Consider the following 23,466-nt stretch of genomic DNA (forward strand, 5'->3'; position numbering starts at 1 on the left):
ACCGGGATCGGTACCCGGAGCCCTGCTCATGGGAGGTTGTGAAGGCAGATGCGCGTTCTGATGCTGACCACCCCGGTCCCCACGCACCTGACGCCGCTGGTGCCGCTGGCCTGGGCGCTGCGCGCCGCCGGTCACGAACTGCTGGTGGCCGGCCAGCCGGATGTGCTGGAGGCGGCCCGGTGCGCCGGGCTGAACGCGGTGAGCATCGGCACCCGGTTCGACCTGGGGGCCATGCTGCTGGCCGGACTGCCGGACGGCGTGCGCCCGATCGAACTGCGCGGGCGGCCCGCCCCGGAGGTGATGGGGGAGTACGGCCGGGTGTGGATGGTGCACGCCGAACGCATGCTGCCGGATTACCTCCACTTCGCGCGGGGTTTCCGCCCGGACCTGATCCTCGCCGACCCGCTGGAGTACGTCGCACTGATCGTCGGCGGCGTGCTCGGCGTGCCGGTGGTGCAGCACCGCTGGGGCGTCGACCCCATCTCCACGCCGGCCCGGCCCAAGGCCCGGCTCGCCCTTGCGGAGGCGTGCCGGAGCGTGGGACTGGCCGGCCTGCCCGACCCCCACGTACTGCTCGATCCATGCCCGCCGAGCCTGCAGTTGCCGGGTGTGGAGCCGGCCACCCCGCTCCGGTGCGTGCCGTACAACGGCGGCGGGGCGGTACCGGCCTGGCTGGGGAGCGAACTGGGCGAGGGCAGGCCCGGACCCCGGCGGGTGGCCGTCTCGGTCGGAGGGCTGACCCTCGTCATGCACGGGGTTCCGTTCCTGCGGCGGCTGCTGTGGGCCTTCGACGGGCTCCCCGACGTCGAGGCGGTGGCCACCGTCGACGCCGTCCACCGGGAGGAGATCGGGCCGGTGCCGGGGAACGTCCGGATGATCGATCCCACCCCGCTGAACATGTTCCTTGGCCGCTGTGCGGCGGTCGTACACCACGGCGGCGCCGGGACCTCGATGTCCGCCACCGACGCCGGCCTGCCGCAGCTCGTCCTGCCGCAGATCAGCGACCAGTTCGCGGCCGGCGACCGGCTGGCCGCCCGCGGCGCCGCCATCGCGATCGACGACGCGGCCCGCCAGAACGACCCGGCGGCGCTCCGGGCCGCGCTGGCCGCGCTGCTGGAGGACGACAGCTATGCCAAGGCGGCCCGTGAGCTCGGGCGCGAGATGCGGGACCAGCCCACACCCGCCCGGATCGCCGCCGACCTCGAGCGGCTCGCCCGGAACAGACCGAACAAGGAGGAGTTATGAGGCTGCTGTTCGTGGCAGGTGGCGCACCGGCGACGATCTTCGCCCTGGCACCGCTCGCCACCTCGGCCCGGAACGCGGGTCACCAGGTCTTCATGGCGTCGACCGAGGAGATGGCGCCGTACATCGCCGGGGTCGGCCTGCCGGCGGTCTCCGCCACGCCGCTGACGATCCGGCACTTCATCACGACCGACCGGTCCGGCGCGCCGGTGGAGATACCGAAGGACCCGGTGGAGGAGATGCTCTTCACCGGCCGCTGGTTCGGCCGGATGGCGGCCGCCAGCCTGGACCCGCTGCTGGAGCTGGCCCAGCACTGGCGCCCGGACATCGTGGTCGGCGGCACGATGTCCTACGCGGCGCCGCTGCTCGCCGCCCACCTGAAGATCCCGTTCGTCCGGCAGGCGTGGGACGCGACCGAGGCCACCGGAATCGATCCGGGGGCGAACGAGGAACTGCGGCCGGAGCTGGCGGCGGTGGGCCTGGACCGGCTCCCCGAGCCGGATCTCTTCGTGGACATCTGCCCGCCGAGCCTGCGGCCGCCCGGGGCCGGGCCGGCGCAGATGATGCGCTGGGTGCCTGGCAACCGGCAGGCCCTGCTGGAGCCGTGGATGTACACCCGGGGCGAGCGCCGGCGGGTCTGCGTGACGTCCGGCAGTCGGGTGGCCCGCGACCAGAACTTCGACTTCCTGCGCGGCCTGGTGGAGAGCGTCGCCCCGCTCGGCGTAGAGGTCGTCGTCGCCGCGCCGCCGGCCGTCGCCGACGCGCTGCGGCCGGAGCTGGGCGGGATCCGGGCCGGCTGGATTCCACTCGACGTCCTGATCCACACGTGTGACCTGGTGGTGCACCACGCCGGCGGCGTCACCGGGCTCACCGCGATGAACGCCGGCGTACCGCAGGTGTTGATCCCCAAGGGGGCCAATTTCGTCGCCCCGTCGCAGCGGGTGTCCGACTTCGGCGCGGCCGTCACGCTCCTGGCCGGCGAGGACGGCCCGGACCAGGTCGCGGCGGCCTGCCGGGAGATCCTCTCCGACGGCCGGTACGCCGAGCGGGCGTGCGCCCTGTCCCGGGAGATCGCCACGCTGCCGCCACCCACCGACGTGGTCGACGCACTCGTGGCGCTCGTGCCCTGACCGTACGCCCCGGTCGGTGGGCTCGCCCCGCCGACCGGATCGCCCCGAGCACCAAACATCGAAAATCATCAATGCAAATCGAGAGGGGACGATGCGATGCGGGTCCTTTTCGGCGTGTCCAACTGGGCCGGTCACTGGTTCCCGACGGTACCGCTGGCGTGGGCGCTGCGGGCCGCCGGTCACGACGTCCGGGTGGCCTGCCCGCCGGAACAGGCCGACGCGGTCTCCGCGGCCGGGCTCCTGGCGATGCCCTTCCTGGAAGGGCCCGACATGGTGCTCGGGGCGCGGCTGCACAACTACGGCAACGCACTGGCCGGCCGGTGGCGGTTCCCGGAGCCGCCTCCGCACCCGATTACCGGCGAGCGGGTCGCCAGCCTCGACGAGTTCGACCTCGCGGCGTGGCGGGCCGAGAACCGCGACCGCATTGCCGGCGCCGCCCGGCGCAGCACCGACGCGGCGGTGGCCTTCGCGCGCCGGTGGCGGCCCGGGCTCGTGGTGCACGACCTGATGAGCCTGGAGGGTCCGCTGCTCGGGCGGGTACTGGGCGTGCCCGCGCTGCTGCACCTGTGGGGTCTGTTCGGCCCGGACGACCTGGTCGCCGGCCTCTTCCCGCTCGTGCCCGCCGACGACAGCGAGGCGTTCCCCCGGCACGGCGTCGGCACGATGGGGCCGGACGTCTACCGGTACGTCGTCGATCCGAGCCCGCCGTCCGCCGCCCCACCGTTGCGGGCGGAGCGGCTCGGGCTGCGGTACCTGCCGTACAACGGGCCGGGCGCGATGCCGTCGTGGTTGGCGGCCACACCGGACCCCGCACCGGACCCGGTGCGGCGTCGGCGGGTCTGCGTGGTCTGGGGGACCGCGGTCAGCACGATGTTCGGCCCGGCGACGTTCGCGGTGCCGAAGGTGCTGGCCGGTCTCGCCGAACTGGATGTCGACGTGGTCGTGACGGTCATCAGTGCCGACCGGCGGCGGATCGGCCCGGTCGGGCCCCGGGTGCGGCTGCTCGAGCACACACCGCTGCACCTGCTGTTGCCGGACTGCGACCTCGTCGTCCACCACGGCGGCGCGGGCTGCGCGATGACGGCGGCCGCGGCCGGGACCCCGCAGCTCATCCTGCCCAACGGGCTGGACCAGGACACGGTGGCGGCCCGGATGGCGGACGCCGGGGTGGCACGGGTCGTACACAACGCGATCGCGGACGCCGGCGACGTCGCCGCCGCAGCGGCCGACCTGCTGGACAACCCCGACTACCGGGCGGCGGCGGCGCGGCTGCGCGACGAGGTGGCGGCACTCCCGACGCCCGCCGCGCTGGCGTCCACCGCCGAGCACATGGTCGCCGGCACGTCCCTCGTATCCGACTGACCGGCGCCGTGTCGCCGGCCGACGATGAGGACCTTTTCGATGGAGATCGTGGGGAACGGCTTTCTGGCTCGAAGCCTGGCGCCGGTCGCCGGCAAGCACTCGGACACCGTCGTGCTCGCCGCCGGCGTGTCGTGGGTGAACACCACCTCGCGTGCGGACTTCGCCCGGGAGGCGGCGCTGCTGCGGGACGCGGCGCACCGCTGCCGGGCGACGGGTCGGCGGCTGCTGTACTTCTCCACGGCGTCGACGGGGATGTACGGCACCGTGGACGGGCCCGGCACGGAGGATCGGCCGGTGGTCCCGTGCACGCCGTACGGCGTGCACAAGCTCGCCCTTGAGCAGCAGTTGCGCGCTTCCGGCGCCGATTACCTGGTGTTGCGGCTCGGCCACCTCGTCGGGCCGGGCCAGCCGCCGCACCAGTTGGTCCCGGCGCTGATCCGGCAGATGCGCGCGGGGTGCGTGCGGATCCACCGCGGTGCCGCCCGCGACCTGATCGACGCCCGCGACGCGGTCCGGGTCATCGACCGGCTGCTCGCCATGGGGCTGCGCGGGGAGACGGTCAACGTGGCGTCCGGCCAGGCGACACCGGTGGTGGAGATCGCCGACTACCTGGAACAGCGCCTCGGTCTGGCCGCCCGTCGGCTCTACCTCAACGTGGGCATGCACCATCTCATCTCGACGGAAAAGCTGCGCGCCCTGGTGCCGGAGGTGTCGACGTGGTTCGGCGCCGGCTACTACCGGCGGGTCATCGACGCCTACCTCGCGGCATCGGCCGTGATCGGCGCGGGGAACCCCAACGACGACTGATCCTTGCCCACCTGGACGCCCACGGCGCCGCGACCCGATGCACCAGCGGCCCGTTCTCACCAGCGGCCCGTTCTCACCAGCGGCCCGTTCTCACCAGCGGCCCGTTCTCACCAGCGGTCCGTTCTCACCAGCGGCCCGCTCCCATCTGCGGGCACGGCGGACCGCAAAGGAAGGTGGTAAAGAATTGCTGGGATCGGTGCCGAGCGTGTCCGAGGTTGAAGCGGGCCCGATTCGCGTCGACAATGAGCGCGTGGACATGCCGGAGCCGGGCCGAGAGAGGATGGAACTCACAGTTGGGGAACTCTCCGCCCGCAGCGGGGTCGCCGTCTCCGCGCTGCACTTCTACGAGCGGCAGAACCTGATCACCAGTCGCCGCACCTCCGGCAACCAGCGCCGCTACCCGCGCGACACGCTACGCCGGGTCGCGTTGATCCGGATCGCCCAACGGGTGGGGATACCGTTGGCCGAGATCGGGGCCGCGTTGGCCGAACTGCCGGACAACGGCGCGCCGACCCGCCGGGATTGGAAGCGGATGTCCCGGCGGTGGCAGCATGACCTGGACCGGCGGATCCGCCTGCTCCAGCAGCTGCGCGACGACTTCGCCGACTGCGTGGGTTGCGGCTGCATGTCGATCGACCGCTGCCTGCTGGCCAATCCCAACGACACGCTGGGACGCCAGGGTTCCGGCCCGCGTCGTCTGCTCGACGGGTGACTCCCGGCCCGGACCTGGGGGCGGCGCCGGGTGGTGATATTCGACGGAGCTGACGCAACCTTGCCGAGATCTGACGTACCGCGCCTTGACCACGCCGACCGTGCGGAAGAAACTACCAATTAGCTCTCGCGCAATTGTCTCCAGAATCGTCCGTTCCCGCGTGGACACCATTACCCGCTCGCCATTCAGCGTGGATTGGCCCAGTCGGTACGGAGCAGAAGGTTTGCTTGAGGCCGGAGGAGCGTGTCATGCGAGTCCTTTTCACCATCATGCCCGCGGTGGCCACGGTGCCGCGCCGGCCACGTCTGATCCGCCTGGGCAGCGTCCACGAGTACGGCCCGGTGCCGATCGGCGCCGCCATCACCGAAGGGCGGCTGCCGGCCCCGAACACCGGCTACGGGCGTTCGAAGCTGGGTGGGACGCGGGCAGTGCTGCGGGCCGTGCGGACCGGTGGTCTGGACGGTCTGGTGCTGCGGATTGCCAACGTCTGCGGTCCAGGCGCACCCCCAGCCAGCCTGTTGGGCAGCGTCGCCGGCCAACTGGCCGGGATCGCCGCGACCGGAGCGGGCGAGCTGCGGCTCGGGCCGCTGTTCGGGCGGCGGGACTTGCATCGCGGCCTGCTCTTCGTCGCCACCGGGAGGTCGATGCGCGTGACGCGGCCGATGCGGTCGTGGCGGCGGCGCGGGCACCGCGATCGCAGGTCGCCGGGGAGGTCGTCAACATCGGGCGGGGCGAGGCGGTCTCGGTACGGCGGCTGGTCCACCGGATGATCGCGCTCAGTGGACCGGCGGTCCGGGTCGTGGCTGCGGACCAGGTGCCCGGCGTGACGGCGGGCGCGGGCGCGCAGTGGCAGCAGGTGGATATCTAGCGAGCACGGCAGCTCCTCGACTGGATGCCCCGCCGCGCCCTGGACGACTCGCTGTCCGACCAGCTCAGCGTCGCCCGGGCCGACTTCGTCCGGGAGGACGCGGCACACCAGCTCATCGCCGGTGAACCGCAGCCCGTGAACCGCCAGGACGCAGCGAGCCACCTCTGATGTCGGGCAAAGACGTGCGGGCGCCTACGGTGGCGCAGTCCGTGGCCGCCGGTGTCCTGACGAGCTGGCAGGAGGCCGCCGCCCGCCGATGAGCGCGGACGGCGGTGTGGGCCGCTCGCGGTGGACCCGCCGCCGGCGGCGGGGCGCGAGGATGCCCTCGCCAGGGCGGTCATCCGGTGACGGAAGGAGGTCAGCGATGCCCTCCGGCGGCGACCAGCCGCGCGCGTTCCCACCAGCGCCGGTTGTCGCGGTACCACCTGACGGTCTCGGCCAGCCCGTGCTCGAACGGCACCCGGGGAACGAAGCCCAGCTCGGTGCGGATCTTGGTGGTGTCGACGGCGTACCGCCGGTCATGGCCCGGCCGGTCGGTCACGAACTCCACGCTGGACCAGTCGGCGCCGACGGCGGCGAGCAGTCGCCGGGTCAGCTCCAGGTTGCTCAGCTCGGTGCCGCCGCCGACGTTGTAGGTCTCGCCGGGCACCCCGTGCTCCGCCACCAGCTGCACCGCGGCGCAGTGGTCGTCGACGTGCATCCACTCCCGGACGTTCGTCCCGTCGCCGTAGAGTGGCACCTTCCGCCCGTCGAGGAGGTTCGTGACGAACAGCGGGACCGCCTTCTCCGGGAACTGGTGCGGGCCGTAGTTGTTGCAGCAGCGGGTGATGCAGACCGCCAGGCCGTAGGTGCGGTGGAACGCCCCGACGAGCAGGTCGGCGCCGGCCTTGGACGCCGAGTACGGCGAGTTCGGCAGCAGCGGGCGGGTCTCCGTCCAGCGATCTTCGTCGATGGAGCCGTACACCTCGTCGGTTGACACGTGGACGAACTTCCGCACACCGCAGGCGACCGCCGCGGCGAGCAGGGTCTGCGTGCCGAGCACGTTGGTGGCGACGAAGTCCGCGGCACCGCTGATCGAGCGGTCGACGTGCGACTCGGCGGCGAAGTGCAGCACCGTGTCCACGTCACGCATGACCGCGGCGACCGTGGCCGGGTCGCAGATGTCGCCGTGTACCAGGGTGAGGCGGGGGTCGCCGTGGACCTCGGCGAGGTTTTCCCAGGTGCCGGCGTAGGTCAGCTTGTCGAGCACGATCACCCGTGCCCCGGCGAACCCTGGGTAGGCGCCCTGTAGCAGCCGCCGTACGTAGTGCGACCCGATGAATCCGGCACCGCCGGTGACCAGAACCTGCATGGCCGTCAGCCGACCGGGGTGAGCAGCGGTTGCGGTGCGGCCAGCGCCATGACGTACTGGCCGTAGCAGGACTTCGCCAGCCCCATGCCGAGCCGGTAGCAGGCGTCCCGGTCGATGTACCCCATTCGCAGCGCGATCTCCTCGATGCACCCGATGCGGAGACCCTGTCGGTGCTCGATGGTCTGGACGTACTGGCTGGCGTTGGTGAGCGAGTCGTGCGTTCCGGTGTCGAGCCAGGCGTAGCCCTGGCCGAGGTCGACCAGCCGGGCCCGGCCACGCTCGAGGTAGACCCGGTTCACGTCGGTGATTTCCAGTTCGCCGCGTGCGGACGGGCGCAGCCGCCGGGCGATCGCCACGGCCTCGTTGTCGTAGAGGTAGAGCCCGGTGATCGCGCGGTTGGACCGGGCCTCTGCCGGCTTCTCCTCGATCCTGACCAGTCGGCCGTCGGGGTCGGTCTCGGCGACCCCGTAGCGCTCGGGGTCGGGGACCGGATAGCCGAACAGGACGCAGCCGTCGAGTTCGCGGACGCTGCGCCGGAGCAGCGTGGCGAGGTCCGGGCCATGGAAGATGTTGTCGCCGAGGATCAGCGCGACGGAGTCGGTGCCGATGTGGTCCGCGCCGATGAGCAGCGCCTCCGCGATGCCGAGCGGTGCGGCCTGCTCGGCGTAGCCGATCGACAGGCCGAGGGCGCTGCCGTCACCGAACAGCCTGCGGAACCCGGCGAGGTCCGACGGCGCCGAGATGATCAGGATCTCTCGGATGCCGGCCAGCATCAGCACCGACAGCGGGTAGTAGATCATCGGCTTGTCGTGGACCGGAAGAAGCTGTTTCGACACGCTCAGGGTGATCGGATGCAGGCGAGTCCCGTGGCCGCCGGCCAGGATGATTCCCTTCATGTCCGCGAGCGTACGGTGACCCCGTACAAGCCCACTCAAGCTGCGGTAAAGGCTATACCGGGTTGACGCGTACATGACGAAACTTTACTCAGGCCTGACGTAACTCCCATTGACGTTCGCCCCCGCCTCGAAGACGCTTCGATGAGTGCAAAGTTATTGTCCGACCCGGCAACCTTGCGTATGAACGGAGGTCGAGAGTGGGCAGTCTGATGCGGCAGCGGCTCGCGGACAACGCTGTACCTGGGCTTTCGGACGACCGGGCTGGCCGCGCGAAATGGGGCGAGGCCGGGTTTCGCTTCACCGTGCTCGGACCCGTGGAGATTCACTGGAACGGCGCGGACATCGCGCCGACGGCGCCGAAACTGCTGCAGTCGCTGGCGATGGTCGTGCTATGCGCGGGGCGGGTTGTCAACACCGAATCCATTATCCATGAGCTGTGGCCGAACGGCGCGCCGAAGACCGCCCGCACCGCTGTCCAGACCTACATCTGCCAATTGCGCCGAATGTTCGAGAGCAGGGGGCTCGCCGAAGACGGCGACGACGTGCTGGTGACCAAGGCGCCCGGATACATGCTGCGGGTCGACCCGGCGCGGGTCGACGTGTTCCAGTTCCAGCGGCTGCGCCAGATCGGCCGGGAGGCGCTGGACCAGCGCCGCTACGACGCCGCGGCCCGCGCGTTCCGCGCCGCTCTCGCGCTGTGGAGCGGCCCGCCGCTGGCGAACGTGATGTGCGGGCCGCGGCTGTCCGCGTACGCGATCGACCTCCAGGAGCAGCGCCGCAACACGCGGCACCTGCGGATCCAGGCCGAAATCGAGGTCGGGCTGCACCGTGAGCTGATCGGCGAGCTGCGGTCCCTGGTCGCCGCCAACCCGCTGGACGAAGGGCTGCGCGGCCAGTTGATGCGGGTCCTGGACCGCAGTGGCCGGCGCGGCGACGCCCTCGACGCCTACCGCCACCTCCGTGGCGCGCTGAACGAGGAACTCGGCCTTGAGCCCTGCACCGAGCTGCAGCAGCTCCATCACGAACTGCTCTCGGACCACCGGCAGGGATCGGCGGCCTGAGATGACCGGTGAGGTGCGGCTCGCCGTGCTCGGGTGCGCGGACGTGGCCGCCCGCCGGATCCTGCCGGCGGTGGCCAGTGTCCCGGGCGTACGCCTGATCGCGGTGGCCAGCCGCGACCGCGGCCGGGCGGATGCGTTCGCCGCACGTTTCGGCGGCGAGCCCGTGCACGGGTACCGGTCGCTGCTCGACCGGGACGACGTGGACGCGGTCTACCTGCCGCTGCCGCCCGCGCTGCACGCGGAGTGGATCGCCGAGGCGGTGCACGCCGGAAAGCACGTGCTCGCCGAGAAGCCGCTCACCACCTCCGCGGCGGACACCGCCCGGCTGGCCGAACTCGCGGCCCGGCACGGGGTCGTGCTGATGGAGAACTTCATGTTTCCGTGGCACGGCCAGCACCGGGCCGTGCGCCGGCTCATCGACGAGGGAGCGATCGGCGACCTGCAGTCCTTCGCCGCCACCTTCGCGATCCCGGCCCGCCCGCGCCACGACATCAGGTACCGCGCCGCGTTGGGCGGGGGCGCCCTCCTGGACGTCGCCGGCTATCCGGTCCGCGCCGCGTTGCACTTCCTCGGCGGCGGCTTGGAGGTGCGGGGCGCCGTCCTGCGGCACGACCGGGACCTCGGGGTCGACGTGGGTGGCGCCGCGCTCCTCGCCGCGCCGAGCGGGGTGACCGCCGAGCTGTCCTTCGGGCTGCGCCACGCCTACACCTCGGGGTACCGCTTCACCGGCAGCACCGGTCGGCTCAGCGTGGAACACGTCTTCACCCCGCCGGCCGACCACCGTCCGGTGCTGCGGTTGGTCACCGGGGACGGCGCGGAGGAGCGGACGCTGCCCCCCGACGACCAGTACTCCCGCGCCATCGAGGCGTTCGTCGCCGCGGTCCGCGGCGGCCCCGCACCGGACATCGAGGTGACGGTCGAGCAGGCGAGGTTGATCGACAGAGTCCGTGCGCTGGCGGACGAGGGCAGAGCATCCCGTTGCGGAAGGGCGATCCGGTGACAACAGTCAAGAAACAGATCCTGGACCTGGTGGGTCGGTACCACCGTGAGTCCCCGCCCGGAGAGTTCGTCCCGGGTGTGACACCGCTGCTGACCTCCGGAGCGGTGCTGGACGAGAACGACCGGGTCGCGCTCGTCGAGGCGGCGCTGGACCTGCGCATCGCGGCGGGGCCGCACTCGCGGCGGTTCGAGCGGGAGTTGTCCCGGTACTTCGGGCTCCGCAAGGCGCTGTTGACCAACTCGGGCTCGTCGGCGAACCTGGTCGCGCTGAGCACCCTGACCTCGCCGCAGCTTGAGGAGTATCGTCTACGCCCCGGCGACGAGGTCATCACGGTCGCGGCCGGGTTCCCGACAACGGTGAACCCGATCGCGCAGAACGGACTGGTACCGGTCTTCGTCGACATCGAGCTGGGCACCTACAACGCCACGGCCGAGCGGGTGGCGGCGGCCATCGGGCCGAAGACCCGGGCGGTGATGATGGCCCACGCGCTCGGTAACCCGTTCGCCGTGCGTGAGGTGGCCGCGTTGGCCGAGGAGCACGGGCTGTTCCTCATCGAGGACAACTGCGACGCGGTTGGCTCCACCTACGAGGGCCAGCTCACCGGCACGTTCGGCGACTTCGCCACCGTCAGTTTCTACCCGGCGCACCACATCACGACCGGCGAGGGCGGCTGCGTCCTGACGAACAACCTCGTGCTCGCCCGGCTCGCCGAGTCGATGCGGGACTGGGGCCGGGACTGCTGGTGCGACCCGGGTGAGGACGACCGCTGCCGCAAACGCTTCGACCAGCAGTTCGGCACGCTGCCGAACGGGTACGACCACAAGTACGTCTTCTCCCACGTCGGGTACAACCTGAAGTCGACCGACCTACAGGCCGCCCTCGGGTTGGCGCAGCTTCGCCGGATCGACGAGTTCGTCGAGGCTCGCCGCCGCAACTGGCGCCGGATGCGTGAGGCCCTCGACGGCGTGCCCGGGCTGCTGCTGCCGCAGCCGACGCAGAACGCCGATCCGAGCTGGTTCGGCTTCGTTCTCACGGTACGACCCGACGCCTGCTACACCCGGCGGGACATGGTCGCGTTCCTCGAGTCGCGGCGGATCGCCACCCGCCGGCTGTTCGGCGGCAACCTGACCCGGCATCCGGCCTACGTGGACCGCCCGCACCGCGTCTCCGGCGAGCTGACCAACACCGACGTCGTCACCGAGGACACCTTCTGGGTCGGGGTCTACCCCGGGCTGACCGACGAGATGATCGATTACATCGCCGGGTCCATCGCCGAGTTCGCCTACCGGCACACGCCGGCCGTCGTCCGCTGACGGACGAACCACCATCGAGGGAGGTCGTCGGCCGCGCGCCGCCCGTGACAGCCGCCCTCTCCACCGGTCCGCTGGCCCACTGCGTGTCCGTCCTCCGGAGGTAGTTCGTGATCCACGACCTGTCAGAATTCCACGCCTGGTTCGCCGAGCGGAGCCGACGCAACGCGTACCAGGTGACCCGGGCGCCACTGGATGGGCTGGACGGATGGCAGACGGACCCGGCGACCGGGAACATCGCTCACCGGAGCGGAAAGTTCTTCTCCGTGCAGGGGCTCGCGGTTACCACCGACCACCGGGAGACGTCGTCCTGGTCGCAACCGATCATCCTCCAGCCCGAGATCGGCATCCTCGGTCTCCTCGTCCGGCTGGTCGGCGACACCGTCTACTGCCTGATGCAGGCCAAGATGGAGCCGGGCAACATCAACCTGGTCCAGTTGTCGCCGACGATCCAGGCGACGCGCAGCAACTACACCAGGGTTCACCGGGGCGACAGCGTTCCCTACCTGGAGTACTTCGTCGCGCCCCGGCCCGGCCGGGCGGTGTTCGACGCGTTGCAGTCCGAGCAGGGCACCTGGTTCCTGGACAAGCGGAACCGCAACATGATCGTCGAGGTCGACGGGCCGGTGCCCGCCCGTGAGGACTTCTGCTGGCTCAGCCTTGAGCAGATCGCGGAGTTGCTGAAGGCACCCAACCTCATCAACATGGACGCGCGCACCGTGCTGTCGGGTGCGCCATTCCTGTTTCACGAGGAGGGAGCCCGGCCCGACAGCACGGTTCGCCCCCTGCACTCCCACGAGCACCTGCTGAGCTGGTTCACCGAGGCACGAGCCCGGTACCACCTGGGCCGGAACCTGCTGCCGCTGTCCCGGGTGGCCCGGTGGCGGCGCGTCGACGGCCGGGTCGTGCACGAGGAGGGCCGGCACTTCTCGGTGATGGGCGTGGACGTGCAGGCGAGCAACCGCGAGGTGAGCCGCTGGTCGCAGCCGATGATCGAGCCCTGCGGCCGCGGCGTCGTCGGGTTCCTCGGCCGGCACGTCGGGGAGACGTTCCACGTGCTGGTGCACGCGCGTACCGAGGCCGGCACGCACGACGTGATCGAGATGGCGCCCACCGTGTCCTGCATCCCCGCCAACTACGCCGGGCTGCCCGCCGAGCGCTGGCCGCGCTATCTGACCGAGATCCTCGACGCGCCGCCGTCCCGGCGACTGGTGGACGTGGTGCACTCGGAGGAGGGTGGGCGGTTCTTCCACGCGGAGAGCCGGTACATCGTGGTGGACCTGGGTGAGGACTTCGACCTGGACGTACCGGACGACTTCTGCTGGATGACCGTCGACCAGCTCGTCGGCTTCGTCCGCTACGGCAACTACGTCAACGTCGCCGCACGCTGCCTGCTCACCTGCCTGGCCACCGGGTCGGAGCCGCTGGGCCGGCGGGTCCTGGCCCAACCCGTGGTGGCCCGCCGCTGACGGTCTTCGGCAGCTTGGCTCGATCCCCTCGGGGGGCGCGATGGCGGTTGCCTACCGCACGCAGCGGCATTCAGCACCGAAATAGCGGATGAGCCAGGCACGGAAGGTTTGCGGGCGGACAATTCGGGTACGGCGTCGGTTACAGCGACCGCGGCGCCGGCATTCGCTGAGCCTGGGAGGCGACGATGATGGAGAGCCGAATCAAGGTGCTCGGGCACCCGGTCCATCCGATGCTGGTGATGTTCCCGATCGCCCTGTTCGTGTCCGCCACGATCTTCGACATCATCGACGTGGCCGGCGGCCCTGCCTTCCTCGGCGAGGTGGCGTACTGGAACATTCTGGTCGGCCTGATCGGCGGGTTACTGGCGGCGATGGCCGGCGCGGTGGACCTGCTGGCCATACCGTCCGGGACCCGGGCCAAGCGGGTGGGGGTGGCGCACGCCTCGACCAACCTGGCCGTGGTGCTGCTCTTCGCCGCCGTCTGGGCGGTGCGGTTGGCCGCGGACACCCGGGCGGCCGGCGGCGCCCTGGTCGCGATCGAGGTGGTGGCGGTCGCCGCCGCCGGGCTCGGCGCCTGGCTCGGTGGCGAGCTGGTGGACCGGCTCGGCGTCGGGGTGGATCCGGATGCGGACCTGAACGCGCCGAGTTCGCTGCGCCCCCGGGCCACCGCCGCCGCGGCCGCGGACCGGCCCGAGGAGCGTTGAGCTGGGCGAAGCGGGCCGGCCCGAGGAGTGCCGAACCGGGCGAGAAGGCCCGGACGACGATGGGAGGGAAGGCGGCGGCATGACTGAGCCAGGACGTGGCACCGGGGACCGGGGCTGGGATCCGATCGGCGAGTTGCAGACGCTCCGCGCGGAACTCGGCCGGCTGGTCGGCGGACGGGGCGGGCAACCCGACGTCGAGCTGAGGCCGGTCGACGACGGCTGGACGGTGCAGGCCCGGCTGCCCGGGGTGGCGCCGGAGGAGGTGGCCCTGGAGCTGGACGACCGCGAGCTGTGCATCCGGGCCCGCTCCGAGGCCGAGGTCAACGCGGACCACGGGATGGTCGGCAGCGCGTCGCAGACCCGCGCCTTCGAGCACCGGGTGCACCTACCGGCGCCGGTCGACCCGGACCGGATCGACGCCGTGATGGACCACGGGCTGCTCACGGTCACGCTGCCGAGGGCACCCCGGCCGGGTCGCCGGACCATCACCATCGGCAGCCGACGCCACGACCCGGGCCAGCGCGCCGGGGGTACCGCCGGAGCCGGCGTCCCGCCCGGCACCGTGGACCCGGCCGCCGACCGGGAACTGCACCGGCCGGACACCGCCGCCGGCACCCCGACGTCCGGCTTCACGGGTTGAGCGGGCGGCGGACCCGTACCCGATGATCGGCAAGGTGGGGGACCTCGTCGGTGACGTCGAGCGGATCGCCGTACTCCGGGCCAACGCGCTCGGTGACTTCATCTTCGCGCTGCCGGCGCTCGACGCGTTGCGGGCCGGCTATCCGGACGCCGAGCTGGTGCTGATCGGCGCGCCCTGGCACGAGCGTCTGCTCCGGGACCGTCCCGGCCCGGTCGACCGGGTACTGGTGGTACCGCCCGCGCACGGGATCCGGGTGGCCGGGCCGGGTGAACCGGAGCCGTCGGCCGAGTCGATGCCCGAGTTCCTCGCCGCGGCCCGCCGGGAGCGGTTCGATCTCGCGCTCCAGATGCACGGTGGCGGGGCCAACTCCAACCCGTTGGTCGCCGGGCTCGGTGCCCGGGTGACCGCCGGGCTGCGTACCGAGGACGCGCCGCCGCTGGACCGGTGGCTCCGGTACGTCTACTACCAGCCGGAGGTGGTCCGATACCTGGAGGTCGCCGGCCTGGTCGGCGCCAGCCCTACCGGCCTGTTGCCCCGGCTGGTCGCCACCGAGGCGGACCTGGCCGAGGCGCGTACGGTGCTCGGCGAGCCGGCGGGCCCCCGGATCGCCCTGCATCCCGGTGCCAGCGACCCGCGCCGCCGGTGGCCGCCGGAGCGCTTCGCCGAGGTCGCCGACCACCTCGTCGACGACGGTTACGAGGTGCTGGTGACCGGCACCCCGGGCGAGCGGGAACTCGCCGGGGAGGTGGTGGCGGCGGCCCGCCGGCCGGTCCGCTCGGTGGTCGGCGAACTGTCGCTCGGCGGCCTGATCGGCTGCTACGCCGGCTGCGAGGTGGTGGTCTCCAACGACACCGGGCCGGTGCACGTCGCCGCCGCGCTGGACATCCCGACGGTCGGCATCTTCTGGGTCGGCAACATGATCAACTGCGCGGTGCCGCTGCGCGCCCGGCACCGGCCGATCGCCTCGTGGACCCTCAACTGCCCGACCTGCGGCCAGGACTGCAGCCGGGAGATCTATCCGGCCCGGGGCGGCGGCCCGGCCTGCCCGCACCAGGTCTCGTTCGTCACCGACGTACCGGTGGTGGAGGTGCTGGCGGCGGTGGCCGATCTGACCCGACGGTGACCTCCCAGGCCTCCATGGTCCGCTCGGTCACCGTGGTCGGCGCCTCCAGGTGGTACGCCCCGCTGGGCAGCACGCCGGCTCCGGCGTACCGGGCCAGCACGGCGAGTTGGGCGGCCACGTCCTCGCCCTGGTGCCCCGGGTCGAGCCGGGGCCAGAAGTCGAAGCCGCCCGCCGCGCGCAGCCGGGACCGGTCGTAGAGGACACAGCCGCCGATCCAGGAGACCTTGTATGCCCGCCACTGTCCGGCCGGCAGCCGGCGGGCCTCCGTCACGTGCAGCAGGTTCGCCGCCGAGTGGATCTGCGCCCGGTCCCACTCCGGCGCGCCGGGGCGGAGGCGCTCCGGCTCCGGCCGGCCGTCCCACTCCACGTAGTGCCGGTGGGTCTCCGGCCGGACGTCGCCCAGGTAGGACAGTCCGTGCACCGCGTTGCCGACGAAGCCGCAGTCGAGTTCCCGGATCGCGGTGACCAGCCGGTCGACGGTGCCGGGTTCGAGCCAGACGTCGTCGTCGAGGAAGAGGACGTACCGGGCCGCCGAGGCGTCCAGCAGATAGGCGCGGTGCTCGGCCAGGCCCCGCCGGGGCAGCCGCCGGGTGAGCAGCACCGGGTGTCCCCGGTGCCGGAGTACCCGGACCATCGCCGCAGCCGCCGGTTCGGCCCAGCCCGGCTCTCCGTCGGACTGGTCGCTGACCACCACCCCGAAGCCGTCCGAGCCGGTCCGGTCGGTGGCCCGCCCGTCGACCTCGGCGGGGCGCTGTGCGGCCAGCCCGGCCAGGGTGACCGCGAGTTCGGCGGGTCGGTTCCGGGTCGGCACCAGCACGTCCAGCAGCCGGGGCGTACGGAACTGGGCCGCACTGCCCGGGTCGAGCGGCCGGGTGACCGTCCTGACCCCCGCACCGGCCCGATCGGAGTGTGAACCGGCGTTCACGCCCGGCGACTCGACGCGGCCGCCGTCCCGCCCGTCTGCGGCGATCCGGCCGCCTGCGCCGTTCCGCCTGTCTGCGTCGACCCGGCCGTCTGCGCCGTTCCGCGCCGACGCAGCGTGCTGGTGCGCACCGCCCCACGGGCCGCGTCGCCGTGCGAGCGGATCCGCTCGATCACCGCCGAGGTGGACCGGTCCGGTACGTAGCCGAGGGTGCGGACCTCACCGCCGAGCCGGCGTACCAGGGGTGCCTCCGGGACCATGTCCGGCGGGTAGTCGCCGCCCTTGACGTAGACGTCGGGGCGGATCGCCTCGATCAGCGCGGTGGGCGAGTCCTCCTCGAAGACCACCACGTGGTCCACACAGGAGAGTGCGGCGAGCACCGCCACCCGGTCCTCGACCGGGTTCACCGGCCGGTCCGTGCCCTTGATCCGTCGTACGCTCTCGTCGGAGTTGACCGCCACCACCAGCAGGTCGCCGAGGTCGCGTGCCTGGTCGAGGTAGCGTACGTGCCCCCGGTGCAGTACGTCGAAGCAACCGTTGGTGAAGACGACGGTCCGCCCCTCGGCCCGGTGCCGCTCGACGAGTTCGACCAGCGCGTCCCGGTCGAGCACGATCCGGGCCGGGGCCTCGTCGACCGAGCCCAGCGCGGCGATCAGGTCCTCCCGCAGGCAGACACAGGTGCCGGTGTCCGAGACGGTGGTGGTCGCGGCGAGCTGGGCCAACTGGGCGGCGGTCGGCAGCGGCGCGCCCGCGGCCAGCGCCAGCGTCATCGCGGCCAGGTACGCGTCACCGGCACCGACGGCGTAACTCGCCGGTACCGGAGTCGCGTGGCTGCGCCGGGACCGCCCGTCGGCCCCGCCCACCACGGCACCCTCGGCGTCCAACGTCACCGCCACCACGTCCGCACCGGTGCGTTCCCGCAGCTCGGCGAGGCGGGCCTGGGCGACCAGCGCCCGGCTGACGCCGCCGGCCGCGACGGGACGCCCGGCGGTGGCACTCGACGTCTCGTCACCGGCCACCACGATGTCGTCACCCGAGACCCCGATCTCGTCACTGGTGACCGTGAGGCCGTCCCCGCCGACCGGACCGGCACCGTCGCCGCCACCCGGGGGCGTAGCGTCCGGCGCGGCGGAGCCGTCACCGTCCCGGCCACCCTCCTCGGCACCAGCGGCAGCGGCGGCCGGGACGGGCCCGCCGGTGGCGGCTGTCGTGCCATCCTCGGCGACGCTGACCCGGATGCCGGCGACCGCCGAAGAGCTGGCCGGGCCGGCGGTGACCGCGTCGTTGAGCAGCCGGGTCGCCTCGGCGAAGCTCGGGGTCACCACGGTCGGGGCGAGCCCGCGCCAGTAGGCCAGATCGTGCGCGTCCAGGGCGACGGTGGCGAAGGAGTCGCGGTGCCGGACCAGCCAGCTTCGTACCGCCTCGGGCAGGGCACCCAGGCCGTAGTCGCAGACCACCAGGGTCGGCGGCTGGCCGTCCCGGTCCGCCCGCAGTTCCTCGGTCGCCCGGGCGAGCGCGTTGAGCATCCGCTGTACGCCCTCCTCGGGCAGCGTCTCGTCGGCGTCGCCCTCGTCCTCCCGGAGCAGGATCTGGTCGGCGGCGAGCAGTCTCCGCTTCACCGGGGTCGGCCGGCCGGGCTGGCTGATGGTCCGGTCCCAGACGCCGGCCCGGTCCAGGCAGTCGTGCAGTTCGTCACCGGCCACGTCCGCGCCGACCGGGGCGACCAGCGCCGCCAGGCCGCCCAGGGCGGTGAGGTTGACGGCGGTGTTCGCGGCGCCGCCGGCCGCGGTCAGCCGGCGGCGCAGGGTCAACACCGGTGCCGGCGCCTCCCGGCAGAGCCGGTCCGACTCGGCGAACCGCCACTCGTCCAGCATGGCGTCGCCGACCACCAGTACGCCCCTGCCGAGCCAGCTCTCCACCACCGAGGCCAACCGGCGCTGTTCCGCTGCGTCTGTCGCCATGTTGCTGCGGGTCCCCGGTGCCCGGCCGGGCAAACCTGGTCCCGGGTACCCCGCCGGGGGTGCGGCGGTGGCCGTACGGCGGGTTTGGCACCGGGCGTACCGGGAACGTCTTTTCCACGGGATGCGACCAAACGGTTCGTCGGAACATTAACCCCCGTTTCCCCCTGGAAAGGAGAACCGAGATGACCGCGACCTTGCAGGGCAAGCGCATCGCTTTCCTGGCCACGGACGGTGTGGAGGAGGTCGAGTACACCCGCCCGCGGGAGGCGGTCGAGGCGGCCGGCGGCCGGGTCGAACTGGTCTCCCTCAAGGGCGGCCGGATCCAGGCCTTCAACCACCTGGACAAGTCCGGGACGTACGACGTCGACGCGACCGTGGCCGAGGCGGACCCGGCGGCCTACGACGGCCTGGTGCTGCCCGGTGGGGTGGCCAACCCGGACGCCCTGCGGACGAACCCGGACGCGGTCCGATTCGTCCGGGCGTTCTTCGACGCCGGCAAGCCGGTCGGGGCGATCTGTCACGCGCCATGGACGATGATCGACGCCGACGTGGTCAAGGGCCGTACCCTCACCTCCTGGCCCAGCCTGCGCACCGACCTGTCGAACGCGGGCGCGCACTGGGTCGACGAGGAGTGCCATGTCGACAACGGCCTGGTGACCAGCCGCAAGCCGGACGACCTGCCGGCGTTCTGCGCCAAGCTCGTGGAGGAACTCGCCGAGGGCCGGCACTGACACTCTGACCGACCCCTGCGGCACCATCACCGGTCCCGGCCCGGCGGTGAGCCGAGTCCGGGACCGGTGTCACGAGCCGAGTCCGGGACCGGTGTCACGAGCCGAGTCCGGGACCGGCGTCCCACGGGCCGCGCCCCGGGACCGGCGGTGCGGTCGAGCCGCTCGCGCGTGTCCAGGCAGGCATCTTCTGTGTCATCAGGGGGAGAAGGCACTATGACCACCGCTGCTGAGGACACGCGGCCGACCCTGACACGCCGCCAGATCCTGCTCCTGATGGGCGGCCTGATGACCGGCATGCTGCTGGCCGCGCTGGATCAGACCATTGTCGGTACGGCGCTGCCGACCATCGTCGGCGAACTCGGCGGGATCAACCACTACTCGTGGGTGGTCACCGCGTACCTGCTGGCGTCGACCGCCTCGACCCCGCTGTACGGCAAGATGGCCGATCTCCTCGGCCGCCGCCCGGTCTTCCTCTTCGCCATCGGGACGTTCCTGGTCGGCTCGCTGGCCGCCGGCTTCGCGCAGGACATGACCCAGCTCATCATCACCCGGGGGGTGCAGGGCCTCGGCGCGGGCGGTCTGATGACCCTCGCCTTCACGATCATCTCCGACGTGGTGACGCCCCGGGAGCGTGGCCGCTACCAGGGGCTGTTCGGCGCGGTGTTCGGGGTTTCCTCGGTGGCCGGTCCGCTGGTCGGCGGCTACTTCGCCGAGCACGACTGGCGCTGGATCTTCTTCCTGAACGTGCCGCTGGCGGTGGTGGCCATCGTCGTCTGCTATCACGTGATGCGGCTGGTCCCGTTCGAGCGCCGGCAGCACGCCATCGACTGGCTCGGCGCCGGCCTGCTGGTGGCCGGGGTGAGTGCGCTGCTGCTCGCGCTGAGCTGGGGCGGCAACGAGTACGCCTGGGGCTCCGCAATGATCATCGGACTCTTCACGGCCGGAGCGGTGCTCGGCGTACTCTTCCTCGTCCAGGAGGCCCGGGTGGCCGAGCCGATCCTGCCGCTGAAACTGTTCCGCCGGTCCACCTTCGCGCTGGCCAACGCCGCCGGCTTCATCCTCGGGCTGGTGATGTTCGGATCGATCATCTTCATCCCGCTCTATCTCCAGATCGTCAAGGGTGCGTCGCCGACCGACAGTGGCCTGCTGATGCTGCCGATGATGGTCGGTGTCATCGTCACCTCGGTACTCTCCGGGCGGGCGATGAGCCAGATCGGCCGGTACAAATGGTTTCCGGTGGCCGGGGCGGTCGTGCTGGTAGCCGGCATGCTGCTCTTCACGCAGTTGCAGGTCGACACCTCGCTCTGGAACGCCTTCGCCTACATGGTGGTCATCGGCGTCGGGCTGGGCCTCTGCATGCAGTCGCTGGTCCTCGCCGTGCAGAACGCGGTCCAGATGCGCGACCTCGGCGCCGCCACCTCGGCCGCCACCTTCTTCCGGTCGCTGGGCGGCTCGTTCGGGGTGGCGATCCTCGGCGCGGTGCTCTCCGCCGGCCTCTCCACCGGGCTGGCCGACCGGCTGCCCGGCGCGATCGCCCAGCTCCCGCCCGAGCAACGGGCCCAGTTCGCCGGCGCCAGCACCGAATTCTCGGTCAACGAGCCGTCCCGGATCCTGGCGCTGCCGGAGCCGATCCGGGCGGCCGTGCAGGAGTCGTTCGTCGACGCGCTGGACACCGTCTTCCTGGTCGCCGGGCTGGTCGCGCTCCTGGCCGTGGCCGTCACCCTGGCGATGCCGAACCACGAGCTGCGCGGCGCCCCGCCGGCCACCTCCGGCGAGCGGCTCTCCCGGGACCGGAAGGGCGACGCGGCCACCGAGATGGAGGCGAACGCCCAGACGATGATCTGAGGCCTTCCTGATCGGAGAATTGACTGCGCTCCCGTCGCACCCTTCCTATTTCAGGATGACCTATTTCAAGACGACCTGGCCGGTCTGCTCGAACACGGCGAGGTCGTCCAGGGTCTCCGGCACGGTGCCGGAGACCGGCGCGGGCAGCGCCCGGGGCGCGAAGAAGCCGGCGTCGGTGGTCTCGTCGGTGCTGGTGAGCGGTACGCCGGACCAGGCGTCGACCCGGAAGGCGACGACGAAGAGCTGGTACGTGTGGCCGTACATGTTGGTGAAGGTGCGGTCCGGGCCGGTGTACATGGCGAACGGGGTGACCTCGGTGGCGGTCAGGCCGGTCTCCTCCCAGACCTCGCGGACCGCACACTCGGCGATCGACTCGCCGAGTTCCAACGCGCCGGCGGGCAGCGCCCAGTAACCGTTGTCGGAGCGCTCGATCAGCAGCACCCGGTTGGCCTCGTCGCGTACCACGCCCCGGGCGCCGACGAACAGCAGCGTACGGTCACCGGCGAGGGAGCGAAGCTGACCGAGGTACGAATCGGCCCACGGGATACTGCTGCTCATCGGGCTGCCTTCCGGGTGGTCAGGTGTGAGCTGCGACACTAGGTTGTGGTCCATGCGTAGCACGATGATGGACGCGCCCCTGCTGGTTTCCCGCATCCTTGAACACGGCAGCACCGTGCACGGCACCGCCGAGGTGGCCACCTGGCTGGGCGACGGCTCCCGTCGGATGACGTACGCCGAGGTTGGTGCGACCGCCGCCCGGCTCGCGCACGCGCTCCGCGACGACCTCGGGATCACCGGTGACCAGCGGGTGGCGACCTTCATGTGGAACAACGCCGAGCATCTGGTCGCGTACTTCGCGGTGCCGAGCATGGGTGCGGTGCTGCACACACTCAACATCCGTCTCCTTCCCGAGCAGGTCGCCTACATCGCCAACCACGCCGAGGACCGGGTGGTGCTGGTCGACTCGACGCTGATCCCGTTGCTGGCCAAGGCGCTGCCGAAAATGTCCACTGTGCAGCACGTGGTGGTGGTCGGTGGCGGTGACCCGGCGGCGCTGTCGGCAGCCGGGGGCGGGCGGATCGCCGTACACCGGTGGGACGACCTGCTGCGGAACCGGCCGGACCGGTACGACTGGCCCGAGCTGGACGAGCGCGATGCCGCCGCCCTCTGCTACACCTCCGGCACCACCGGCAACCCGAAGGGTGTCGCCTACTCGCACCGGTCGATCTGGCTGCACTCGGTGCAGATCTGCCTGCCGGAGTCGTTCGGGCTCGGCCCGACCACCCGGGAACTCGCCATCGTGCCGATGTTCCACGCGATGTCGTGGGGCATCCCGTACGCAGCCTTCCTCTCCGGGGCGTCCCTGGTGATGCCGGACCGGTACCTCCAGGGTGCGCCGATCGCCGCGATGATCGCCGCCGAGCGACCGACCCTGGCCGGTGCGGTGCCGACGATCTGGACCGACCTGCTCAACTACCTGGACGCCAACGAGGTCGACACCTCCTCGCTGACCGAGGTGATCGTCGGCGGCTCGGCCTGCCCGCCCGCGCTGATGCACGCCTTCGCCGAGCGGCATCGGATCGACGTCATCCACGCCTGGGGGATGACCGAGATGTCACCGCTCGGCTCGGTGGCCCGGACACCGGCCGGGGCGACCGGGGACGAGGCCTGGCGCTACCGCTACACCCAGGGGCGGGTGCCGGCCGGGGTCGCCGCCCGGATCGTCGGCCCGGACGGCGCGCGGATGCCCGCCGACGGCACGTCCGTCGGCGAGTTGGAGGTCCGCGGCCCGTGGGTGACCGGCCGGTACGTCGGCGACGACGCACCCGACCCGGAGAGGTTCCGGGACGGCTGGCTGCGTACCGGTGACGTCGGCACTCTCTCGGCGGACGGCTTCATCACCCTCACCGACCGGGCCAAGGACGTGATCAAGTCCGGTGGTGAGTGGATCTCGTCGGTCGAGCTGGAGAACGCGCTGATGGCGCATCCGGCGGTGCAGGAGGCGTGCGTGGTCGGCGTACCGGACCCGCGCTGGGACGAGCGTCCACTGGCGACGGTGGTACGGCGGGAGGGCGCCGAGGTGGGCGCCGAGGAGCTGCGGGACTTCCTCGCCGACCGGGTGGCCGGGTGGCAGTTGCCCGAGCGGTGGGCGTTCGTCGACGCCGTACCGAAGACCTCGGTGGGCAAGTTCGACAAGAAGCGGATCCGCGCCGACCACGCCGCCGGTGCCCTGGACGTGATCGAGCTGCCGACCTGACCGGCACGCGTCCCCCCACCCACCCGCTACGTATCCTCCCGCCCACCCGGCCACCCGGTCGGCGAGGAAGTCCCG

Annotated in this window: 22 protein-coding genes; 17 read left to right on the forward strand and 5 right to left on the reverse strand. The window is 72.0% G+C overall.

Going from position 1 to position 23,466, the window contains the following annotated elements:
* The first annotated feature begins 48 nt into the window (after nt 1-48).
* From ABNF97_RS21070 to ABNF97_RS21100, 7 genes are all read left to right on the forward strand, one after another.
* Complete coding sequence (locus ABNF97_RS21070; protein WP_130461687.1) at nt 49-1,245, forward strand: nucleotide disphospho-sugar-binding domain-containing protein; 1,197 nt, start codon at nt 49-51, stop codon at nt 1,243-1,245.
* Nucleotides 1,242-2,372, forward strand: a complete 1,131-nt coding sequence (locus tag ABNF97_RS21075) for a glycosyltransferase (protein ID WP_349339500.1) — start codon at nt 1,242-1,244, stop codon at nt 2,370-2,372. The genes ABNF97_RS21070 and ABNF97_RS21075 overlap by 4 nt, the downstream gene beginning before the upstream one ends.
* Before the next feature lie 96 nt (nt 2,373-2,468).
* A complete protein-coding gene (locus ABNF97_RS21080) occupies nt 2,469-3,734 on the forward strand; it encodes a nucleotide disphospho-sugar-binding domain-containing protein (protein WP_130461689.1) in 1,266 nt (421 codons plus the stop codon).
* A gap of 39 nt (nt 3,735-3,773) precedes the next feature.
* A complete protein-coding gene (locus tag ABNF97_RS21085; RefSeq protein ID WP_349339501.1) occupies nt 3,774-4,541 on the forward strand; it encodes an NAD-dependent epimerase/dehydratase family protein in 768 nt (255 codons plus the stop codon).
* Between the two features lie 280 nt (nt 4,542-4,821).
* Entirely contained in the window at nt 4,822-5,253 is a 432-nt protein-coding gene (gene soxR / locus ABNF97_RS21090; RefSeq protein WP_207230444.1) for a redox-sensitive transcriptional activator SoxR, read from the forward strand.
* A 248-nt stretch (nt 5,254-5,501) separates the two neighbouring features.
* Nucleotides 5,502-6,023 carry an NAD-dependent epimerase/dehydratase family protein gene (locus ABNF97_RS21095; protein WP_349339502.1) on the forward strand — a complete coding sequence of 174 codons (522 nt, stop codon included), beginning with the start codon at nt 5,502-5,504 and terminating at the stop codon, nt 6,021-6,023.
* Between the two features lie 122 nt (nt 6,024-6,145).
* Nucleotides 6,146-6,289: a hypothetical protein gene (locus tag ABNF97_RS21100; protein ID WP_349339503.1), complete on the forward strand. Its 144-nt coding sequence runs from the start codon at nt 6,146-6,148 to the stop codon at nt 6,287-6,289.
* Nucleotides 6,290-6,479: 190 nt separating this feature from the next.
* Here ABNF97_RS21100 and rfbB read toward each other — a convergent pair whose 3' ends face one another.
* Together rfbB and rfbA are read right to left on the reverse strand one after the other, a co-directional pair.
* The gene (gene rfbB, locus ABNF97_RS21105; RefSeq protein ID WP_130461693.1) at nt 6,480-7,472 is read right to left on the reverse strand and encodes a dTDP-glucose 4,6-dehydratase; all 993 of its coding nucleotides are present in this window, start codon (nt 7,470-7,472) and stop codon (nt 6,480-6,482) included.
* Between the two features lie 5 nt (nt 7,473-7,477).
* Nucleotides 7,478-8,368, reverse strand: a complete 891-nt coding sequence (gene rfbA / locus ABNF97_RS21110; protein WP_349339504.1) for a glucose-1-phosphate thymidylyltransferase RfbA — start codon at nt 8,366-8,368, stop codon at nt 7,478-7,480.
* 197 nt (nt 8,369-8,565) lie between these two features.
* On the opposite strand from rfbA, the gene ABNF97_RS21115 reads away from it, so the two are divergent.
* From ABNF97_RS21115 to ABNF97_RS21145, 7 genes are all read left to right on the forward strand, one after another.
* Nucleotides 8,566-9,429, forward strand: a complete 864-nt coding sequence (locus tag ABNF97_RS21115; RefSeq protein ID WP_349339505.1) for an AfsR/SARP family transcriptional regulator — start codon at nt 8,566-8,568, stop codon at nt 9,427-9,429.
* A gap of 1 nt (nt 9,430) precedes the next feature.
* Nucleotides 9,431-10,429, forward strand: a complete 999-nt coding sequence (locus ABNF97_RS21120) for a Gfo/Idh/MocA family protein (protein ID WP_349339506.1) — start codon at nt 9,431-9,433, stop codon at nt 10,427-10,429.
* A complete protein-coding gene (rfbH, locus tag ABNF97_RS21125; RefSeq protein WP_130461696.1) occupies nt 10,426-11,742 on the forward strand; it encodes a lipopolysaccharide biosynthesis protein RfbH in 1,317 nt (438 codons plus the stop codon). The genes ABNF97_RS21120 and rfbH overlap by 4 nt, the downstream gene beginning before the upstream one ends.
* Nucleotides 11,743-11,849: 107 nt before the next feature.
* Nucleotides 11,850-13,208, forward strand: a complete 1,359-nt coding sequence (locus tag ABNF97_RS21130) for an NDP-hexose 2,3-dehydratase family protein (RefSeq protein ID WP_130461697.1) — start codon at nt 11,850-11,852, stop codon at nt 13,206-13,208.
* A gap of 188 nt (nt 13,209-13,396) precedes the next feature.
* The gene (locus ABNF97_RS21135; RefSeq protein ID WP_130465773.1) at nt 13,397-13,912 is read left to right on the forward strand and encodes a DUF2231 domain-containing protein; all 516 of its coding nucleotides are present in this window, start codon (nt 13,397-13,399) and stop codon (nt 13,910-13,912) included.
* 79 nt (nt 13,913-13,991) lie between these two features.
* Nucleotides 13,992-14,552: an Hsp20 family protein gene (locus tag ABNF97_RS21140; RefSeq protein ID WP_130461698.1), complete on the forward strand. Its 561-nt coding sequence runs from the start codon at nt 13,992-13,994 to the stop codon at nt 14,550-14,552.
* A 22-nt stretch (nt 14,553-14,574) separates the two neighbouring features.
* Entirely contained in the window at nt 14,575-15,675 is a 1,101-nt protein-coding gene (locus ABNF97_RS21145) for a glycosyltransferase family 9 protein (protein WP_130461699.1), read from the forward strand.
* On the opposite strand, the gene ABNF97_RS21150 is transcribed toward ABNF97_RS21145, so the two are convergent.
* Together ABNF97_RS21150 and rfaE2 are read right to left on the reverse strand one after the other, a co-directional pair.
* A complete protein-coding gene (locus ABNF97_RS21150; RefSeq protein WP_349339507.1) occupies nt 15,617-16,600 on the reverse strand; it encodes a glycosyltransferase family 2 protein in 984 nt (327 codons plus the stop codon). The two genes, ABNF97_RS21145 and ABNF97_RS21150, sit on opposite strands and share 59 nt — an antisense overlap.
* Entirely contained in the window at nt 16,597-18,558 is a 1,962-nt protein-coding gene (gene rfaE2, locus ABNF97_RS21155) for a D-glycero-beta-D-manno-heptose 1-phosphate adenylyltransferase (protein ID WP_349339508.1), read from the reverse strand. The genes ABNF97_RS21150 and rfaE2 overlap by 4 nt, the downstream gene beginning before the upstream one ends.
* 182 nt (nt 18,559-18,740) lie before the next feature.
* On the opposite strand from rfaE2, the gene ABNF97_RS21160 reads away from it, so the two are divergent.
* Together ABNF97_RS21160 and ABNF97_RS21165 are read left to right on the forward strand one after the other, a co-directional pair.
* The gene (locus ABNF97_RS21160) at nt 18,741-19,289 is read left to right on the forward strand and encodes a DJ-1/PfpI/YhbO family deglycase/protease (protein ID WP_130461701.1); all 549 of its coding nucleotides are present in this window, start codon (nt 18,741-18,743) and stop codon (nt 19,287-19,289) included.
* Nucleotides 19,290-19,502: 213 nt separating this feature from the next.
* Nucleotides 19,503-21,134: an MDR family MFS transporter gene (locus ABNF97_RS21165; protein ID WP_349339509.1), complete on the forward strand. Its 1,632-nt coding sequence runs from the start codon at nt 19,503-19,505 to the stop codon at nt 21,132-21,134.
* A 60-nt stretch (nt 21,135-21,194) separates the two neighbouring features.
* On the opposite strand, the gene ABNF97_RS21170 is transcribed toward ABNF97_RS21165, so the two are convergent.
* Nucleotides 21,195-21,692 carry an NUDIX domain-containing protein gene (locus ABNF97_RS21170; protein WP_130461703.1) on the reverse strand — a complete coding sequence of 166 codons (498 nt, stop codon included), beginning with the start codon at nt 21,690-21,692 and terminating at the stop codon, nt 21,195-21,197.
* Between the two features lie 67 nt (nt 21,693-21,759).
* Here ABNF97_RS21170 and ABNF97_RS21175 point away from each other — a divergent pair, with 67 nt between their 5' ends.
* On the forward strand, nt 21,760-23,391 hold the full coding sequence (locus tag ABNF97_RS21175) for a long-chain fatty acid--CoA ligase (RefSeq protein WP_349339520.1): 1,632 nt from the start codon (nt 21,760-21,762) through the stop codon (nt 23,389-23,391).
* The last annotated feature ends 75 nt before the right edge of the window (nt 23,392-23,466 follow it).

Origin of the sequence: Plantactinospora sp. B6F1 (genome assembly GCF_040120695.1) — a bacterium.
Lineage (GTDB): Bacteria > Actinomycetota > Actinomycetes > Mycobacteriales > Micromonosporaceae > Plantactinospora.

Coding starts and splice junctions, on each gene's coding strand:
- ABNF97_RS21070 (WP_130461687.1), top strand. CDS start 49: ATGCGCGTTCTGATGCTGACCACCCCGGTCCCCACGCACCTGACGCCG.
- ABNF97_RS21075 (WP_349339500.1), top strand. CDS start 1,242: ATGAGGCTGCTGTTCGTGGCAGGTGGCGCACCGGCGACGATCTTCGCC.
- ABNF97_RS21080 (WP_130461689.1), top strand. CDS start 2,469: ATGCGGGTCCTTTTCGGCGTGTCCAACTGGGCCGGTCACTGGTTCCCG.
- ABNF97_RS21085 (WP_349339501.1), top strand. CDS start 3,774: ATGGAGATCGTGGGGAACGGCTTTCTGGCTCGAAGCCTGGCGCCGGTC.
- soxR (WP_207230444.1), top strand. CDS start 4,822: ATGGAACTCACAGTTGGGGAACTCTCCGCCCGCAGCGGGGTCGCCGTC.
- ABNF97_RS21095 (WP_349339502.1), top strand. CDS start 5,502: ATGCGAGTCCTTTTCACCATCATGCCCGCGGTGGCCACGGTGCCGCGC.
- ABNF97_RS21100 (WP_349339503.1), top strand. CDS start 6,146: ATGCCCCGCCGCGCCCTGGACGACTCGCTGTCCGACCAGCTCAGCGTC.
- rfbB (WP_130461693.1), bottom strand. CDS start 7,472: ATGCAGGTTCTGGTCACCGGCGGTGCCGGATTCATCGGGTCGCACTAC.
- rfbA (WP_349339504.1), bottom strand. CDS start 8,368: ATGAAGGGAATCATCCTGGCCGGCGGCCACGGGACTCGCCTGCATCCG.
- ABNF97_RS21120 (WP_349339506.1), top strand. CDS start 9,431: ATGACCGGTGAGGTGCGGCTCGCCGTGCTCGGGTGCGCGGACGTGGCC.
- ABNF97_RS21135 (WP_130465773.1), top strand. CDS start 13,397: ATGGAGAGCCGAATCAAGGTGCTCGGGCACCCGGTCCATCCGATGCTG.
- ABNF97_RS21140 (WP_130461698.1), top strand. CDS start 13,992: ATGACTGAGCCAGGACGTGGCACCGGGGACCGGGGCTGGGATCCGATC.
- ABNF97_RS21145 (WP_130461699.1), top strand. CDS start 14,575: ATGATCGGCAAGGTGGGGGACCTCGTCGGTGACGTCGAGCGGATCGCC.
- rfaE2 (WP_349339508.1), bottom strand. CDS start 18,558: ATGGCGACAGACGCAGCGGAACAGCGCCGGTTGGCCTCGGTGGTGGAG.
- ABNF97_RS21160 (WP_130461701.1), top strand. CDS start 18,741: ATGACCGCGACCTTGCAGGGCAAGCGCATCGCTTTCCTGGCCACGGAC.
- ABNF97_RS21165 (WP_349339509.1), top strand. CDS start 19,503: ATGACCACCGCTGCTGAGGACACGCGGCCGACCCTGACACGCCGCCAG.
- ABNF97_RS21170 (WP_130461703.1), bottom strand. CDS start 21,692: ATGAGCAGCAGTATCCCGTGGGCCGATTCGTACCTCGGTCAGCTTCGC.
- ABNF97_RS21175 (WP_349339520.1), top strand. CDS start 21,760: ATGGACGCGCCCCTGCTGGTTTCCCGCATCCTTGAACACGGCAGCACC.